Raw genomic sequence first — 15,999 nt, 5'->3', positions numbered from 1 at the left:
ACACCGCTTTGGCCCCTAGGATTCCCTCTATCACCTCACCGGTCTCATTCGACAGGAACCCCATGAGCGACACTTCCCCCTACGGCTTCGAGCTTGTGCGGCGTGGATACGACCGCGCTCAGGTGGACGAACGCATCTCGAAGCTCGTCTCCGACCGTGACAGCGCTCTGGCCCGTATCACTGCTCTCGAGAAGCGCATCGAGGAACTTCACCTCGAGACGCAGAATGCCCAGGCCCAGGTCAGCGACGCGGAGCCCTCGTACGCGGGTCTCGGCGCGCGCGTCGAGAAGATCCTCCGCCTCGCCGAGGAGGAGGCGAAGGACCTGCGCGAGGAGGCCCGCCGCGCGTCCGAGCAGCACCGTGAGCTCGCCGAGTCGGCGGCCCAGCAGGTGCGCAACGATGCAGAATCGTTCGCCGTGGACCGCAAGGCCAAGGCGGAGGACGAGGGCGTCCGGATCGTCGAGAAGGCCAAGAGCGAGGCCTCCCAGCTGCGTTCCGACGCGCAGAAGGACGCGCAGTCGAAGCGCGAGGAGGCGGACGCCCTCTTCGAGGAGACCCGCGCGAAGGCCGCGCAGGCGGCCGCGGACTTCGAGACCAACCTGGCGAAGCGCCGCGAGCAGTCGGAGCGCGACCTCGCGTCCCGTCAGGCCAAGGCCGAGAAGCGTCTCGCGGAGATCGAGCACCGCGCGGAGCAGCTGCGCCTGGAGGCCGAGAAGCTGCGTACGGACGCCGAGCGCCGGGCCCGTCAGACGGTGGAGACCGCGCAGCGCCAGGCCGAGGACATCGTGGCCGACGCGAACGCCAAGGCGGACCGGATCCGTTCGGAGTCCGAGCGCGAGCTGGCGGCGCTCACCAACCGCCGCGACTCCATCAACGCGCAGCTCACGAACGTCCGCGAGATGCTCGCGACGCTCACGGGTGCCGCGGTGGCCGCGACCGGCACTCCCGCAGAGGACGAGCCGGTCTCGCGTGGGGTTCCCGCGCAGCAGTCCCGCTAGCCGGTAGCGAGGAACAGCGACAGCACGGGCCCGCGCCTCCCCGGAGGAGCGGGCCTTCGTCGTGCGGCCCTTTTTCCTGCGGTGGCAGGCCCCCGGGGGCCGTTCTAACGTGGCCGCATGATCGAGCTCGAGGGGCTGACCAAGCGGTACGGCGAGAAGGTGGCGGTCGACGGTCTCACGTTCGCCGTCCGGCCCGGCATCGTCACCGGTTTCCTCGGCCCCAACGGCGCGGGGAAGTCGACCACGATGCGGATGATGCTCGGGCTCGACCGTCCCACCTCGGGCGACGTACGGATCGACGGCAGGCACTACGACCGGCTGAAGGATCCGCTGACGTACATCGGCGCCCTGCTGGACGCCAAGGCCATGCACGGCGGCCGGACCGCGTTCAACCACCTGCTGTGCCTGGCCCAGAGCAACGGCATTCCGAGGGCGCGGGTGCACGAGGTCCTCGACACGGTGGGGCTCACCTCGGTCGCCCGGAAGAAGGCGAAGGGGTTCTCGCTCGGCATGGGCCAGCGGCTGGGGATCGCGGGCGCGCTGCTGGGCGATCCGCGGATCCTGATGTTCGACGAGCCGGTGAACGGCCTGGACCCCGAGGGCATCCACTGGATCCGCACGCTGATGAAGTCCCTTGCCGCGCAGGGCCGTACGGTCTTCGTCTCGTCCCACCTGATGAGCGAGATGGCGCTCACCGCCGACCACCTCGTCGTCATCGGCCAGGGCCGGCTGCTGGCGGACACGTCGATGGCGGACTTCATCGCGCAGAACTCGCGGTCGTACGTCCGTCTGCGCTCGCCCCAGCACGAGCGGCTGCTGGACGTGCTGCACCGGGCGGGCATCGCGGCCCTTCAGGTGGGCGACGGCACGCTGGAAGTGGACGGCGTGCGCTCGGAGGAGATCGGTGAGCTGGCCGCGCGGCACCAGCTCGTGCTGCACGAGCTGAGCCCCCAACGGGCTTCGCTGGAGGAGGCGTTCATGCAGCTGACCGCGGAGTCGGTGGAGTACCACGCGCACACCGGGCCGCCGCCCGCCGGGACCGGGGCGGCAGCGCCGGCTCCGGCTGCCGGGCAGCGGCGGTGGGGCAACGACCGGCAGGGGGACCGGTCATGACGGCGACGCGGGTCGTCAGGTCCGAGTGGACGAAGATCCGCTCCGTGGCGTCCACGGTCTGGACGCTCGGCCTCGCCGCGGTGGTCACGGTGGCGCTCGGCATCCTGATCTCGCTGCTGTCGAAGAACGAGTTCGACAACATGAGCGAGCGGGACCGGCTGTCCTTCGACCCGACGTTCATCAGCTTCGCCGGGATGAGCCTCGGTCAGCTGGCGATGATCGTGTTCGGCGTACTGGTCGTCTCGAACGAGTACAGCACCGGCATGATCCGCACCTCCCTCGCCGCGGTGCCGCAGCGCGGCACGTTCCTCTTCAGCAAGATCGCCGTGGCGACCGCGCTCGCGCTGCTGGTCGGGCTGCTCACCAGCTTCGTCGCCTTCTTCCTCGGCCAGGCGGCGCTCGGCCCGCACCGGGCGGCGATCGGCGACCCGGGCGTGCTGCGCGCGGTGATCGGCGGCGGGCTCTACATGACGCTCATCGCCGTGTTCTCGATGGGGGTCGCGACGATGCTCCGCAGCCCGATGCTCTCCCTCGGCATCCTGATGCCGTTCTTCTTCCTGATCTCCGCGATCCTCGGCAACGTCTCCGCGACCAAGAAGGTCGGCCGCTTCCTCCCCGACCAGGCGGGCAGCAGGATCATGCGGGTGGTGAACCCGCTGGACGACGACACCCCGTACGGCCCGTGGGGCGGCCTCGGCATCATGGTGCTGTGGGTGGTCGCGGCGCTGGTCGGCGGGTATCTGCTGCTCCGCAGGCGGGACGCCTAGGTGTTCCGGAGCAGGTGGCGCCCGTGAACTCGCGGTGCGACCGGGAGTGGACGGCCTGCTTCCGGATCCCTCCCCACCAGGCAGGACGCGTACCTGACAAAGAAGACCACGCCCCGCTGACCGATCACGCTCGTGACCTGCGTGGTTTTACTTTCTCTTGAGTGGAACCGTCAGCGCCCGGATATCCTCCTAAGCCTTACGGGGGCGTGTGCCCCGTCGTCCTGAACCTTTCGATGGGTGCGGAGCATGATCGAGGCAGTCGGCCTGACGAAGCGCTACGGCGCCAAGACGGCCGTGTACAACCTTTCCTTCCAGGTGCGGCCGGGTGCCGTCACCGGCTTCCTCGGGCCCAACGGCTCGGGCAAGTCGACGACGATGCGCATGATCCTCGGCCTGGACAACCCCACCTCGGGGCAGGTGACGATCGGCGGCTACCCGTACCGCAAACTGCCGAACGCCCCCCGCCAGGTCGGCGCCCTCCTCGACGCCAAGGCCGTGCACGGCGGCCGGCACGCCCGCAACCACCTGCTCTGCCTCGCGCAGCTGTCCGGCATCCCGGCCCGCCGCGTCGACGAGGTCCTCGGCGTGGTCGGCCTCCAGGACGTGGCCAGGAAGCGGTCCAAGGGGTTCTCCCTCGGCATGGGCCAGCGGCTCGGAATCGCCGCCGCGCTCCTCGGCGACCCCCAGGTGCTGCTCTTCGACGAGCCGGTCAACGGCCTCGACCCCGAGGGCATCCTCTGGGTGCGCAACCTGATGAAGTCCCTCGCCTCGGAGGGCCGTACGGTCTTCGTCTCGTCCCACCTGATGAGCGAGATGGCACTCACCGCCGACCACCTCATCGTGATCGGGCGCGGCCAGCTCCTCGCCGACTCCAGCATCCGCGACTTCATCTCGCACAACTCGGCCGACTTCGCCCGGGTCCGCACCCCGGACACCGAGCCCCAGCTGCGCGAGAAGCTGACCGCCGCGCTCACCGAGGCCGGCGGCCAGGTGCTGCCCGAACAGGACGGCGCGCTGCGCGTCATGGGGCTGCCGCTGCCCCGCATCAGCGACCTCGCGCACTCCGCCGACGTACGCCTGTGGGAGCTGTCGCCGCACCAGGCCTCACTGGAGGAGGCGTACATGCGGATGACGCAGGGCGCCGTCGACTACCGCTCGACCATCGATCAGAAGGCGGGGCTCCAGCAGGAGCTGCCGCCGGGTGCCGTGCCCCCCGGCGCCGTGCCGCAGATGCCGGTGCCGGGCCAGGGCCAGCCGGGCTGGTACGCCCCGCCGCCGCCCCAGCACGGCGGACAGCCGTTCGCGATGCCGCAGGGAGCGCCTCCCGCGGGCCCGTACGGCGCCCCCGCGGCCCCCGGCGCGGGCCCGGCCGGTCAGCCGAACCCGTACGCCCAGGCCGCGCCCCAGGCCCCCGGGCAGCCTTCCGCACAGCCCTCCGCGGCGCCCGCCGCGCCCTCTGCCGCTCCCGACCTGAACAAGCGCGACAGCGAGGACCCCCGATGAGCACGCCCCAGCCCCCGATGCCGCAGCAGACTGCGCCCGCCCCCAACTGGCAGGCGGGGCCGGGCGGTTCGTACACCTCGCCGATCCCGGTCACCCGCACCCACCTCGGACACGCGCTCACCTCCGAGTGGACGAAGATCAAGTCGGTGCGCTCCACGATGTGGACGCTCGGCGTGTTCCTGCTCCTGGTCGTCGGCATCGGCTTCCTGGTCGCCGCCCAGACGGAGGACACGGACTACACCGACGTCCCGTACACGATCCCGGCCTTCTTCGGCCTGATCCTCGGCCAGATCTGCCTGATCACGCTGGGCGTCCTGGTCGTCTCCTCCGAGTACGGCACGGGCATGATCCGTACGACCTTCACGGCCTCGCCGCAGCGCCACCGGGTGCTCACCGCCAAGCTGCTGATCTTCTTCGCGGTCGCGTTCGCCGTCTCGGCCTTCGCCATCGGGCTGGTCGGCCTGATCACGTCGGGTCTGCACGGCGGTTCGTCGGACAACGAGTGGGGCGGCACGGTCCTCAAGGGCGCGCTGTACGTCTCGCTGCTCGGGGTGCTGGCGCTCGCCGTCGGTTCGATGCTGCGGCACTCGGCCGGTGCGATCACCACGATGCTGGGTGTCGTGCTGGTGCCCGCGATCATGCCCGCGTTCCTGATGATGTCCGAGAGCATGCGCTCCATCGGCGAGAAGATGATGGACTACAACGCGCCCAACGCCCTCGCCAAGATCTTCGAGCTGGACAGCGAGACCGGCGGCGGCAACGCCCAGCTCGGCCTGCTCGTCGGGGTGACCCTCGCGGCGATCGCCGGCGCCTTCGTCCTGCTGGAACGACGCGACGTCTGAGCCGTCCGGCGCCCGCCCGGCCCGGCGCAGGGGTACGGAGCCTCAGAACCGCGGCGCGTTACGGGACCGCTGCACCCGCGAGGTGCGGCGGTCCCTCGCGTTCCAGCAGGCCTTGTGCCAGTGGCGCCGCTCGTCCACCCCGGAGTGCTCGGGCCAGGCCACCACGTGCGGGACGCCGGAGGGAATCATCTGGTCGCAGCCCGGGCAGCGGTAGAACTTGCCCTGGGCGCCGGCACCCGCCACGTGGCGTACGCTCCATTCCTCACCCCGCCAGCTCTCCGTGGACTGCCAGCCGCCGTAGCGGCCGGACCGCTCGTCCTCGTTCGCGGACCCGCTCGAACCGGACGAGCCGGCGCCCTTCGGACGGTTGCGACGCGGGGACACGGGACACCTCACGGAGCTGGACAGGGAGCAGGAGCCGCGTCCAGCCTACGCGGCTGCCGCCCGGGGCAGGCGTACTTCACCTCCCCCTGCGCCCCCGCTGACCGGCCCATTCTCCGGACAATCCGCAAATCCCCCCGGCAAGCCGTGTCTTCGGCACGTGTCAGGGGGTTATGCCGGTGGGGAAGCTCCGCGTCGGTGCCAAGGAGGCAGGAGTGCGATGCGCGTAGGAAGTTTTGTACTGGCGGCCCAGTTCCCGGGTCAGGGTCCGGGAGAGGCGCTGCACCGCGCGGTGCGATCGGCCGAGGTCGCCGAGGAGGCGGGACTCGACTCGGTATGGCTGGCCGAGCACCACTTCGTGCCGTACGGGACGTGCCCCTCGGCCGTCACCCTCGCCGCGCTGCTGCTCGGCCGGACCCGGCGGATCCGGGTCGGCACGGCGGTGAGCGTGCTGCCCACCGTGCATCCGGTGGCCCTCGGCGAGCAGGCCGCGCTGCTGCACGTGACGTCCGGCGGCCGCTTCTCGCTGGGGGTGGGCCGCGGCGGTCCCTGGGTGGACCTGGAGGTCTTCGGCCCGGGCCTCGACGCGTACGAGAAGGGGTTCCCGGAATCACTCGATCTGCTGGTGCGCTGGCTGCGTGAACCGTCCGTCGCCGGCACCGGGGAGCGCTTCAGCTTCCGCGAGGTCCCCGTCGTACCGAGGCCCTCGGAGAACCTGAGCGGCGCGGCGGGCCCCGAGGTCGTCGTCGCCTGCACCTCCCCGGCGAGTGTCCGGCTCGCCGCGGAGCGCGGACTGCCGATGCTTCTGGGGATGCACGTCGGTGACGAGGAGAAGGCCGAAATGGTCGCGTTGTGGCGGCGGCAGGCACGCGCCGCGGGGCGTCCGGCCGACGAGATCGTCGCCGCCGGCCATGTCTCGGCGGGCGTCTGCCAGATCGCCGACCGCCGCGGGGACGCGGCGGAGACCCTGCTGAAGTCGATGCCGGGCTGGCTGAAGCAGGGGCTCGAAGCCCATGTGACGGTCGACGGGCGCGCCCGCAGCATGCGTGACCCGTGGGAGTACACCGAACTGCTCTGCGGGCTGCACCCGGTGGGGACGCCGAGGCTGTGCGCCGACCGGCTCGCGGCGACGTCGGAGCGCACCGGCATCTCGCGCTTCGCCCTGCTGGTCGAGGGCTCGGGAGACCTGGCGACGACCGAGGAGAACGTACGACGGCTGGGCGCCGAGGTGCTTCCCCACCTCGGCTGAGCGGACCACCCGGTCGTGCGGGGAGCTTGCCGCCCCGGTACAGATGCACCTCCCGCGTACGGAGCGGCAAGCAGTGCGGCCGGCCGCGTCAGCAGTCCCGGAACTCCGGTGACTGGTTCAGCAGCTGGCTGCGGACCGACGTGAAGCGTGCCAGCGTGTCGTCCACCGTGGCGTCCAACGGGAACACCGCGACCCGGTGGCAGTTCTGGAAGGCCAGCCGCACTCCGAAGTGCCGCTGGAGCGCGCCGCGTATCGCGTCACTCGCGAGCGCACGCAGCAGCTGGCCACGTGCCTGCTCGTCCGGCGGCGGCGTCTGGTTGTCGGCGAAGTTGCCTCCGTCCACCTTGAGCTGGGCCACCAGGGAGCTGATCATCTCCCACGCGTAGGGCAGGGAGGTCCGGACGCAGTCGACGAAGTCAGCTTCGTCGACCTCGCCTCGCTCGGCCTTTTCGAGTAGGGCCGGTGAGACGTCGAGCGACATGGGTTCTCCTCTCGCACCCCCGGGAAGCGGGGGTTGACGGACAGGGCGGAAGACCGCGACATCAGACACGCTGCGTACACGCATCGCGACCTCCCGTTTATACGGTAGGCAACGGAGGATGGCGGCACCAGGAGAATGCCCACACAGCGAACAACCCGTAGGCACACAATCGGCCAGTACTGAACACGGGAGTTCCAGGGCAAACAGGCGTGTTCGAAACGTCTCGCGGTGCGCCCGGGGGCAGCGGGACGCGGGCGAATCGCGTGCGACGGTGCCGGTCGAGTAGCGTTGCCGACCATGCGTCTCGTCATCGCCCGGTGTTCCGTCGACTATGCGGGCCGGCTCACCGCCCATCTCCCGTCCGCCCCCCGCCTCATCCTCGTGAAGGCGGACGGCAGCGTCTCCATCCACGCGGACGACCGGGCCTACAAGCCCCTCAACTGGATGTCGCCGCCCTGCACGCTGAAGGAGGGTTCCGGCGACGAGGAAGGCGTGTGGACCGTCATCAACAAGGCGGGCGAGAAGCTCATCATCACGATGGAGGAAGTCCTCCACGACTCCTCGCACGAACTGGGCGTGGATCCCGGCCTGATCAAGGACGGCGTGGAAGCGCACCTCCAGGAGCTGCTGGCGGACCGCATCGAGACGCTCGGCGAGGGGTACACGCTCATCCGCCGTGAGTACATGACGGCCATCGGCCCCGTCGACATCCTCTGCCGCGACGCCGAGGGCCGGACGGTCGCCATCGAGATCAAGCGGCGCGGTGAGATCGACGGCGTGGAGCAACTCACGCGCTATCTGGAGCTGTTGAACCGCGACCCGCATCTCGCGCCGGTGCGCGGCATCTTCGCCGCACAGGAGATCAAGCCGCAGGCCCGCGTCCTCGCCACGGACCGCGGCATCGGCTGCACGGTGCTGGACTACAACGCGCTGCGCGGCATCGAGGACGACAAGCTGCGGCTGTTCTGAGCCCGGGCGCGACGCGGGGGGCCGGATCCGTTTCCCGGATCCGGCCCCCCGCGTCGTATCGTCCGGCTCACATCACCGGGGCACCGCTCGTCCCCGCGGGCGGGTCGGCCGGGCCGCTCGCGGAACTGGTCGTCGCCGGGCCACTGGCGGAGTTCGAGGTGGCCGGCGCGGAGGGCGTTCCGCTCGGCGACGGGGATGTCGAGGGCGACGGCGACTGGCTCGTCGACGGCTTGCTCGTCGAAGGCTTCGGCGACGTCGACGGTTTCGGCGACGACGGCTTGGACGTGGGCGACTTCGACGCCGACTTCGAGGGACTCGGCCCCTTCGTCCCGCTCGGGCGGTCCGACGGCGTCCCGTCCGCGGTGGGCGTCGGGTCGTCCGACGTCCCGTAGGTGCCGTCCGGCCCCGGATCCGTCGGCTTGCTGGACACCCCCGCATCCCCGGCGCCCGTGTCGCCCTCGTCGGCGCCGAGGCTGTCGTCGTCGGAGTCCTGTCCGGCCGAGGGGCTGACGCCGACCCTGTCGGACGGGTCCCCGTTGTTGTCGGAGGTCATGCCGAGCGTGACCACCGTGCCCAGCACCGCGGCCAGGAGCGCCCCCGAGCCCGCGGCGACCAGGTTGCGGCGCGTACCGCTCACCAGGCCCTTGATGCCGCCGGGCCGCCGTACGGGGACGGCGGGTACCGCGGTCGTCCGCCGGGCGACGAGCGTCGCGGGCTCGGGCGGCACGGGCAGGGCGAACGCGGCCGGTACGCCGCCGGGAGGCGTCAGCGGCTCCGCACTGCGCGCGTCGGGCGTCTCCACGCCGGCCGCGACGCGCCCGACGGGCGGTACGGCCCCGGAGCGGTCGGCGACCAGCGCGAGGGCGCGGCGGCCGGCGACGGTGCCGCGCTTGTCGGCGAGGGCGCCGCGCAGCCCGATGGAGGCCTCCAGTTCGGCGCGGGCCCGGTCCAGCTGGCCGGCGCAGAGGGCGAGGATGCCCAGCTCGTGGTGGAAGTAGGCCTGGTCCGGGACCTCGCCGGCGAGCCGGGAGGCCTCGGCGCCGGCGCGCAGCGCCCGTTCCCAGGCGCTCCAGTGCAGACCGGCGGCGAAGGCGGGCGCGGCGGTGCGGGCCAGCTGGACGCAGGCGCTCTCCTCGTCGTCGAGCGGGGCCGTGGTGAGCGGCACCAGGAGGGTCAGCGCCGCGAGGACGGCGTCCGCCTCCGCGCAGACCCGCTCGGGGGTGACGGAGGGGTGTCCGGTCCACCAGGTGTAGTGCCGGGCGGCGGTGAGCGCGTGGTCCTCGATGTCGTCGGCGTACCCGGAGGCCTCCAGCTGGGCCTGTACGCCGGCCGCGAGCCGGTAGCGGGAGCCGACCGGGGTGACCAGCGCGCAGTTGGCGAGTTCGGCGAGGGCCGCGTCGGCGTGGGTGTCGCCCACGAGGGCCGGCAGATGCGCCTGGTGGGGCACCTCGCCGCCGAGCGCGACCGCGAACCGCAGGGTGGCGCGGGCCGACTCGCTGAGCCGGGAGGCGAGCAGCGCGGCGGGGGCGGCGCCCTCGGCGAGCGAGGGCAGGGGGACGGCGGGGGTGTCGTCGGCGTCGTCCGGCGCGTCGGGGTGTGCGCCCTCGCCGTATCCGAAGCCGTCGGCCGGCTCGGGGTGGGCGTGCAGCCGGTCGCGCTGCCGCAGCAGGGCGCCGGCCTGCACGAAGCGCAGCGGGAGGCCTTCGGACTCGAACCAGAGGTCGCCCGCCCAGTTCGACTCGTCCTCGGTCAGTTCCCGGCCTACGGCGCGCTCCAGGAGCTCGATGCCGCCACTGCGGTCGAGACCGCCGAGGAACACCTCTTCGAGGAGGGAGTCGCCGGACGGCGCGGGGACGTCGGGTGTGGTGCCGATCACGAAGGCGCACTCGGGGGTGGCGTCGAGCAGTTCGTCGAGGGCGCTGCCGCCGAACTCCAGGTCGTCGAGGACGACGACCGCGCCGATCTCACGGACGAGCCCGAGCAGCTCCTCCCGTTCGGGGCGGTGCCGGGGCGCGTCGTAGACGGCGGCGAACAGGTCGTGCAGCAGGTCACCGGCCGTGCGCCGGTAGCCGCTGAGGCGTACGACGCCGTCGGGCGCGAGGTCCGCGCAGTCGTCGGCGACGGCGTCCAGGAGGGTGGTGCGGCCCGATCCGGCGGGGCCGGTGAGGCGTACGGAGCGGCCGCGGGCCAGCAGCCGGACGAGGCGCTCGCGCTCGTCCTGGCGCTCCAGGAGGGGGAGCCGGGCCTGTGCGGGTCCCGGCGGCACGGGCGGGTGGGCCGAGCGGGCCTGTTCGGCTCGGTCGGCGGCGGTGGTCTTGGCCGGCCGGCCGGGCCGCTGCCCCGGCGGGCAGTTCTCTATCTCGCTGCCGTCGACGGGGTTGACGGTGAGCAGGAAGTCGCCCGAGAAGAGCTGGACGGTGCGGGCGATTGCCGGCGTGGGCTGGCCGAAGTCGGAGGCGAGTGCTTCGCGCGGCGGACGCTGCCGAGGCGTCCGGCCGTCGTCGTCATGACCGTACTCCGCGGGTTCCCGGTGATTCGGGTCCATGATGTCCTGCCCCCCAAAAGCGTCGGGTGCCGAGCCCCTCCCGGCCTTGCTGCACACCGCGCTGTCGCTTCTGGTCCGGTGCCCGCTCCAGGGGTTCAGACTGCGGGCAGGCGAACCCTAAACCTTCGCTCAGTATCCGGGAACAGGCGGGGTACCGCGTCGCCCGAGACGTCACAGCTTCGTGAGGATTGCGCGCGAGGTACGTTTCGTGCGGCGGGTCAGACCCGGGGCAGCGACTCGACCCCGAGGCCGCCCTCGATCGCCAGGATCCGGTGCAGCCGGGTGGCCACCAGCAGCCGCTGCATCTGCGTCGGTACGCGGCGCAGGACGAGCCGTCGGCCGCACCGCCCGGCCCGTCGGTGGGCCCCCATGATGACGCCGAGTCCGGTGGCGTCCCAGGAGTCCAGCTCGGACAGGTCCAGCACCAGGTCGCCGACTCCGTCGTCGACGGCCGAGTGCAGGACCGTACGGGCGTCCGCCGCGCTGCGGACGTCGAGGCGGCCCCCGACGACCAGCTCGGCGTGGTCGCCCCTGATGTACATATGCGCTCCCCGAGAGTGCGTGTCGTACTCCGCGTCTGTCTGTCTGCGTGTGACTGTGTGCACCGTCTGACTGCCCTGGGGCCGCAGAGGTTGCCGTCTGTGAGCGAACCGATACCGAATTCACCCGTGGGGGTGACGGCCGGGAGGACCGTACGGATTCGGTGCCCAAAGTCAGTGCTTGTAGAAGCCCTGCCCGCTCTTGCGCCCGATGTCACCGGCGTCAACCATCCGGCGCATCAGCTCCGGCGGTGCGAACTTCTCGTCCTGGGACTCCGTGTAGATGTTGCCGGTCGCGTGCAGCAGGATGTCGACGCCCGTCAGGTCGGCCGTGGCCAGGGGGCCCATGGCGTGCCCGAAGCCCAGCTTGCAGGCGAGGTCGATGTCCTCGGCGGAGGCCACGCCCGACTCGTACAGCTTGGCCGCCTCGACGACGAGCGCCGAGATGAGACGGGTGGTGACGAAGCCGGCGACGTCGCGGTTGACGACGATGCAGGTCTTGCCGACGGACTCGGCGAACTCCCGCGTCGCGGCGAGGGTTTCGTCGCTCGTCTTGTAGCCGCGCACCAGTTCGCACAGCTGCATCATCGGGACCGGTGAGAAGAAGTGCGCACCGACCACGCGCTCCGGGCGCTCCGTCACGGCCGCGATCTTGGTGATCGGGATGGCGGAGGTGTTGGAGGCGAGGACGGTGTCGTCGCGGACGAGCTTGTCGAGCGCACGGAAGATCTCGTGCTTGACCTCGAGCTTCTCGAACACGGCCTCGACGACGATGTCGGCGTCGGCGGCCGCGTCGAGGTCGGTGCTGGTGGTGATGCGCCCGAGCGCGGCCTCGGCGTCCTCGGCGGACAGCCTGCCCTTGCTCACGAACTTGTCGTAGGACGCCTTGATGCCGTCGGTGCCGCGGGTCAGGGCTTCGTCGGTGACGTCACGCAGAACGACGTCCCAGCCCGCTTGCGCGGAGACCTGGGCGATACCGGATCCCATGAGACCGGCTCCGATGACGGCGAGCTTCCGTGCCACTCCGACTCCCCTTAACACGCTGTTTATGTAGCCTCTCCGGCGGACCCTAGCGCTCGTGAGGGCCGCTGTGACCGGTAAGTAATGCGCGTCACGTCTCATCTGACGGACATCACACCGGCCCGGGTCATCGCGGCGCCCGGACGGCGTAGTTGAGGACCCGGTCGCTCAGCAGGTCCTCCATCTCGTCGAGGAGCACCAGCGTTTCGCGGGACACTTCGCCCGGATTGCGCCCCTGGACCATCTCGCGTCCGATGGAGCCCATGACCGTGTGGTGGATCCAGTTGAGCTGACCGGCCATCAGGGCCGGGACGGGGTCGCCCGCGGCGGCGGCCGTCTCCTCGCGCAGGGTCGCCTCCAGGTTGTCCTGCACCTGCTGCTGGATGCTCCACAGGCGGGAGCGCAGGGGCGGCGCCTCGTCGATCACCTTCATGAAGCGGGCGTAGCCCTCCATCAGGCCGACCCGGGGCGAGACCGCCTCGACCTCCTCGCGCAGCTCCCGCAGGACGGCCGCGGCGGCCGACTCCCCGACGGCCCGGCCGCGCACCCAGCGCGAGAGGCGGTCGACGACGCCCTTGCTGCGGTCGAGGAAGAGGTCCTCCTTGGTCGCGAAGTAGTTGTAGACGGTGTTCACGGAGACGTCGGCGGCCTCCGCGACGTCCGCGATCGTGACTGCCAGGAAGCCGCGCTCCAGGAACAGTCCGGTGGCGATGTCCGAGATCCGCTGCCTGGTCTCGCGCTTCTTGCGCTCCCTGAGTCCCTCAGCCATCCCCGCATCGTAACGCCGACTGGACTCCCTGCATTTTTGGGGACATTGCAAAATTGTAGGCACTCTGTTTTTCTGGGGACATGGCAATCATCAGTACCGCCGGACTCGCCCGTACCTTCCGGACGAAGCACGGCCCCGTGGAGGCCGTGCGCGGCATCGACCTGACCGTCCGCGCGGGCGAGATCCTCGGCTTCCTCGGCCCGAACGGCGCCGGCAAGACGACCACCCTGCGCATGCTGACCACCCTGCTGAGGCCCACCGGCGGCGCGGCCACCGTCGCCGGCCACGACCTGGTCGCCGACCCGGCCGCAGTGCGGCGGGCCTGCGGCTACGTGGCCCAGTCCGGCGGGGTCGACCCGCAGATCAGCGTGCGGGAGGAGCTGGTCACCCAGGGCCGTCTGTACCGGCTGCCGAAGGCGCGCGCGGTGGCCCGAGCCGAGGAGCTCGCCGAGGACCTCGGTCTCACCGGACTGCTCGACCGCAGGGCGGGCGCGCTCTCCGGCGGGCAGCGGCGCCGCCTGGACATCGCCATGGCGCTCACCCACCGCCCGAAGCTGCTCTTCCTGGACGAGCCGACGACGGGCCTCGACCCCGGCAGCCGGGCCGACCTGTGGAACCTGATCCGCCGCCTGCGCGACGAGCACGGCACGACCGTGTTCCTGACCACCCACTACCTCGACGAGGCCGACGCCCTGTCCGACCGGCTGGTGATCGTGGACGAGGGCGTCGTCGTGGCCGAGGGCACCCCGGGCGCCCTGAAGCTGCGCCACGGAGGCGCGCCGGACGCGACCCTCCAGGACGCGTTCCTCGCCATCACCGGCCGCGTCCCGGCACCGTCCGACGCCGCCCCCGCCGCCCTGTAGGAGTCACCCGAAGATGCTGCTCCACGACACGGCCCTCATCTACGGCCGCTACCTCCGCCAGTCCCTGCGCTCCCGGTTCGCCCTGCTCTTCGGCGTGCTGACGCCGCTGCTCTATCTCCTCTTCTTCGGCCCGCTGCTGACGAACCTCCCGCTCGGCGGGCAGGGCAGCTCCTGGCAGATGCTGGTCCCCGGCCTGCTCATGCAACTCGGCCTGTTCGGAGCCCTGTTCGCGGGTTTCACGATCATCATCGAGAGCGGTCAGGGCGTGGTCGAGCGGATGCGGGTGACCCCGGTCAGCCGCCTCGCCCTGCTCCTCGGCCGGGTCCTGCGCGAAGCCACGGTCTTCGTCTTGCAGGCGGTGCTGCTGGTGCTGGCCGCGCTGGCGATGGGCCTGCGCGCACCGCTCGCCGGCATCCTGATCGGCTTCGCGTTCGTGGGCCTGCTCACGGTGTCACTGGCCTCGCTGTCGTACGCGGTGGCGCTGCGGGTGCGCACCCCGCAGCAGTTCGGCCCGCTGATCAACGCCGTGTCCATGCCGTCGATGCTGTTGTCCGGCCTGATGCTCCCGATGAGCCTCGCCCCGGGCTGGCTGGACGCCCTCTCGCACTTCATGCCGTTCCGCTACCTGGTGGACGCGGTGCGGGACGCGTACGTCGGCTCGTACACGACGGCGCACATGCTGTACGGCGTCCTGGTGGCCCTCGGCCTCACCGTGCTCGCCGTGACGGTGGGCACACGCGGCTTCCGCGGGGCCGAAGCATAACTACGCTGGCCGCATGGTCAATCTGACGCGCATCTACACCAGGACCGGCGACCGGGGCACCACCGCCCTCGGCGACATGAGCCGGGTCGCCAAGACCGATCTGCGGATCTCCGCCTACGCGGACGCCAACGAGGCGAACGCGGCCCTCGGCACGGCGATCGCGCTCGGCGGGCTCGACGAGGAGACCGTCAAGGTCCTCACCCGCGTCCAGAACGACCTGTTCGACGTGGGCGCGGACCTGTCGACGCCGGTCGTCGAGAACCCCGAATTCCCGCCGCTGCGCGTCGAGCAGTTCTACATCGACCGCCTGGAGGCCGACTGCGACCGTTTCAACGAACAGCTGGAGAAGCTCCGCTCGTTCATCCTGCCCGGCGGCACGCCCGGCGCGGCGCTGCTGCACCAGGCGTGCACGGTCGTCCGCCGGGCCGAGCGGTCCACCTGGGCCGCCATGGAGGTGCACGGCGAGGTGATGAACCCGCTGACGGCGACCTACCTCAACCGGCTATCGGACCTGCTGTTCATCCTCGCCCGCACGGCCAACAAGGGGGTCGGGGACGTGCTGTGGGTCCCGGGCGGGGAGCGCTGACGCCGGGCGCCGCTTCGGCCAGACCAGGTAGGTGAGCGCGGTCAGGCCGTGGATCCCGGCCACCCGCAGCGCCACTGCCTGGTAGGAACGCAGGGACTCGGTGCCGCCGCCCTCGCCGACGTAGGTGATGGCACCCTGGAGGAGGGCGCAGGCGACGGCCGCCGCCAGCAGCGTACGGAGCCAGAGCCCGCCCTCGTGCCGGGCCCGGGCCAGGCCGTAGCGGGGCGGCGGCACGGGGGGCGGCCCGCCGGCGAGGCGGTGGGCCGCGTGACCGTCGAGCCACCGCACCGTGCAGTGCCCGTAGGCGACGGTGAACCCGATGTAGAGGGCGGCCAGGCCGTGCTCCCAGCCCGGTTCGGCGCCCCGCTTCAGGTCGAGGGCCGTCGCCGCGAACAGGACGAGTTCCAGCAGCGGCTCGCCCAGCAGCAGGGCCAGGCCGGTACGGCGCAGCCCCAGCAGGTAGCGGGCCGTCAGACCGGCCGCCAGCAGCACCCAGAAGCCCACTTCACAGGCGATGATCAGTCCGATGATCACGATCGCTCCTCTCGCTCACCTTCTCAAGGCTCCCCTCCGCGGCCGGGCGGTGCGTCGTCGGCCGTGACGAGGCGCGA

17 protein-coding genes are annotated in these 15,999 nt (G+C 71.5%); 10 read left to right on the top strand and 7 right to left on the bottom strand.

Translation table 11 applies throughout. The features are described from left to right. Positions 1–62 precede the first annotated feature (62 nt). From ACFYP4_RS20175 to ACFYP4_RS20155, 5 genes are all read left to right on the top strand, one after another. The gene (locus ACFYP4_RS20175; protein ID WP_358854219.1) at positions 63–998 is read left to right on the top strand and encodes a cellulose-binding protein; all 936 of its coding nucleotides are present in this window, start codon (positions 63–65) and stop codon (positions 996–998) included. Positions 999–1,115: 117 nt separating this feature from the next. Beyond that, a complete protein-coding gene (locus ACFYP4_RS20170) occupies positions 1,116–2,111 on the top strand; it encodes an ATP-binding cassette domain-containing protein (RefSeq protein WP_358854218.1) in 996 nt (331 codons plus the stop codon). After that, complete coding sequence (locus ACFYP4_RS20165; RefSeq protein WP_358854217.1) at positions 2,108–2,878, top strand: ABC transporter permease; 771 nt, start codon at positions 2,108–2,110, stop codon at positions 2,876–2,878. The genes ACFYP4_RS20170 and ACFYP4_RS20165 overlap by 4 nt, the downstream gene beginning before the upstream one ends. A 246-nt stretch (positions 2,879–3,124) precedes the next feature. Beyond that, positions 3,125–4,381: an ABC transporter ATP-binding protein gene (locus tag ACFYP4_RS20160; protein ID WP_388786728.1), complete on the top strand. Its 1,257-nt coding sequence runs from the start codon at positions 3,125–3,127 to the stop codon at positions 4,379–4,381. Then, positions 4,378–5,223: an ABC transporter permease gene (locus tag ACFYP4_RS20155; protein ID WP_358854215.1), complete on the top strand. Its 846-nt coding sequence runs from the start codon at positions 4,378–4,380 to the stop codon at positions 5,221–5,223. The genes ACFYP4_RS20160 and ACFYP4_RS20155 overlap by 4 nt, the downstream gene beginning before the upstream one ends. Before the next feature lie 42 nt (positions 5,224–5,265). On the opposite strand, the gene ACFYP4_RS20150 is transcribed toward ACFYP4_RS20155, so the two are convergent. Continuing rightward, positions 5,266–5,607: an ATP/GTP-binding protein gene (locus ACFYP4_RS20150; RefSeq protein ID WP_388786725.1), complete on the bottom strand. Its 342-nt coding sequence runs from the start codon at positions 5,605–5,607 to the stop codon at positions 5,266–5,268. 217 nt (positions 5,608–5,824) lie between these two features. Here ACFYP4_RS20150 and ACFYP4_RS20145 point away from each other — a divergent pair, with 217 nt between their 5' ends. Next, positions 5,825–6,853, top strand: coding sequence for an LLM class flavin-dependent oxidoreductase (locus ACFYP4_RS20145; protein WP_358854213.1), 1,029 nt, complete (start codon positions 5,825–5,827; stop codon positions 6,851–6,853). An 88-nt stretch (positions 6,854–6,941) separates the two neighbouring features. Here the strand turns inward: ACFYP4_RS20145 and ACFYP4_RS20140 are convergent, their stop codons facing one another. After that, positions 6,942–7,334, bottom strand: a complete 393-nt coding sequence (locus ACFYP4_RS20140; protein WP_358854212.1) for an SCO5389 family protein — start codon at positions 7,332–7,334, stop codon at positions 6,942–6,944. A 297-nt stretch (positions 7,335–7,631) separates the two neighbouring features. Here ACFYP4_RS20140 and nucS point away from each other — a divergent pair, with 297 nt between their 5' ends. Next, entirely contained in the window at positions 7,632–8,303 is a 672-nt protein-coding gene (gene nucS, locus ACFYP4_RS20135; protein ID WP_358854211.1) for an endonuclease NucS, read from the top strand. 67 nt (positions 8,304–8,370) lie between these two features. On the opposite strand, the gene ACFYP4_RS20130 is transcribed toward nucS, so the two are convergent. From ACFYP4_RS20130 to ACFYP4_RS20115, 4 genes are all read right to left on the bottom strand, one after another. Then, complete coding sequence (locus ACFYP4_RS20130; RefSeq protein ID WP_358854210.1) at positions 8,371–10,848, bottom strand: ATP-binding protein; 2,478 nt, start codon at positions 10,846–10,848, stop codon at positions 8,371–8,373. A 218-nt stretch (positions 10,849–11,066) separates the two neighbouring features. Next, complete coding sequence (locus ACFYP4_RS20125; RefSeq protein ID WP_358854209.1) at positions 11,067–11,390, bottom strand: STAS domain-containing protein; 324 nt, start codon at positions 11,388–11,390, stop codon at positions 11,067–11,069. Positions 11,391–11,561: 171 nt separating this feature from the next. Continuing rightward, the gene (locus ACFYP4_RS20120) at positions 11,562–12,410 is read right to left on the bottom strand and encodes a 3-hydroxyacyl-CoA dehydrogenase family protein (protein ID WP_358854208.1); all 849 of its coding nucleotides are present in this window, start codon (positions 12,408–12,410) and stop codon (positions 11,562–11,564) included. A 124-nt stretch (positions 12,411–12,534) separates the two neighbouring features. After that, positions 12,535–13,176 carry a TetR/AcrR family transcriptional regulator gene (locus tag ACFYP4_RS20115; protein ID WP_358854207.1) on the bottom strand — a complete coding sequence of 214 codons (642 nt, stop codon included), beginning with the start codon at positions 13,174–13,176 and terminating at the stop codon, positions 12,535–12,537. Positions 13,177–13,256: 80 nt separating this feature from the next. Here ACFYP4_RS20115 and ACFYP4_RS20110 point away from each other — a divergent pair, with 80 nt between their 5' ends. The 3 genes from ACFYP4_RS20110 to ACFYP4_RS20100 are packed head-to-tail and all read left to right on the top strand — an operon-like array spanning position 13,257 to position 15,388. Then, complete coding sequence (locus ACFYP4_RS20110) at positions 13,257–14,039, top strand: ABC transporter ATP-binding protein (RefSeq protein WP_388786719.1); 783 nt, start codon at positions 13,257–13,259, stop codon at positions 14,037–14,039. Positions 14,040–14,052: 13 nt separating this feature from the next. After that, positions 14,053–14,802 carry an ABC transporter permease gene (locus ACFYP4_RS20105; protein WP_388786716.1) on the top strand — a complete coding sequence of 250 codons (750 nt, stop codon included), beginning with the start codon at positions 14,053–14,055 and terminating at the stop codon, positions 14,800–14,802. Between the two features lie 13 nt (positions 14,803–14,815). Further along, positions 14,816–15,388 carry a cob(I)yrinic acid a,c-diamide adenosyltransferase gene (locus ACFYP4_RS20100; protein ID WP_388786713.1) on the top strand — a complete coding sequence of 191 codons (573 nt, stop codon included), beginning with the start codon at positions 14,816–14,818 and terminating at the stop codon, positions 15,386–15,388. Here ACFYP4_RS20100 and ACFYP4_RS20095 read toward each other — a convergent pair. Beyond that, positions 15,305–15,922, bottom strand: a complete 618-nt coding sequence (locus tag ACFYP4_RS20095; RefSeq protein WP_358854203.1) for a hypothetical protein — start codon at positions 15,920–15,922, stop codon at positions 15,305–15,307. The genes ACFYP4_RS20100 and ACFYP4_RS20095 overlap by 84 nt on opposite strands. Positions 15,923–15,999: the final 77 nt, after the last annotated feature.

The sequence above is a fragment of the Streptomyces sp. NPDC005551 genome (assembly GCF_042871785.1).
Taxonomy (GTDB): domain Bacteria; phylum Actinomycetota; class Actinomycetes; order Streptomycetales; family Streptomycetaceae; genus Streptomyces.
This window is presented reverse-complemented; position numbering and strand designations above follow the sequence as displayed.

Coding starts and splice junctions, on each gene's coding strand:
- ACFYP4_RS20140 (WP_358854212.1), bottom strand. CDS start 7,334: ATGTCGCTCGACGTCTCACCGGCCCTACTCGAAAAGGCCGAGCGAGGC.
- ACFYP4_RS20175 (WP_358854219.1), top strand. CDS start 63: ATGAGCGACACTTCCCCCTACGGCTTCGAGCTTGTGCGGCGTGGATAC.
- ACFYP4_RS20160 (WP_388786728.1), top strand. CDS start 3,125: ATGATCGAGGCAGTCGGCCTGACGAAGCGCTACGGCGCCAAGACGGCC.
- ACFYP4_RS20115 (WP_358854207.1), bottom strand. CDS start 13,176: ATGGCTGAGGGACTCAGGGAGCGCAAGAAGCGCGAGACCAGGCAGCGG.
- ACFYP4_RS20130 (WP_358854210.1), bottom strand. CDS start 10,848: ATGGACCCGAATCACCGGGAACCCGCGGAGTACGGTCATGACGACGAC.
- ACFYP4_RS20110 (WP_388786719.1), top strand. CDS start 13,257: ATGGCAATCATCAGTACCGCCGGACTCGCCCGTACCTTCCGGACGAAG.
- ACFYP4_RS20105 (WP_388786716.1), top strand. CDS start 14,053: ATGCTGCTCCACGACACGGCCCTCATCTACGGCCGCTACCTCCGCCAG.
- nucS (WP_358854211.1), top strand. CDS start 7,632: ATGCGTCTCGTCATCGCCCGGTGTTCCGTCGACTATGCGGGCCGGCTC.
- ACFYP4_RS20155 (WP_358854215.1), top strand. CDS start 4,378: ATGAGCACGCCCCAGCCCCCGATGCCGCAGCAGACTGCGCCCGCCCCC.
- ACFYP4_RS20145 (WP_358854213.1), top strand. CDS start 5,825: ATGCGCGTAGGAAGTTTTGTACTGGCGGCCCAGTTCCCGGGTCAGGGT.
- ACFYP4_RS20125 (WP_358854209.1), bottom strand. CDS start 11,390: ATGTACATCAGGGGCGACCACGCCGAGCTGGTCGTCGGGGGCCGCCTC.
- ACFYP4_RS20170 (WP_358854218.1), top strand. CDS start 1,116: ATGATCGAGCTCGAGGGGCTGACCAAGCGGTACGGCGAGAAGGTGGCG.
- ACFYP4_RS20165 (WP_358854217.1), top strand. CDS start 2,108: ATGACGGCGACGCGGGTCGTCAGGTCCGAGTGGACGAAGATCCGCTCC.
- ACFYP4_RS20100 (WP_388786713.1), top strand. CDS start 14,816: ATGGTCAATCTGACGCGCATCTACACCAGGACCGGCGACCGGGGCACC.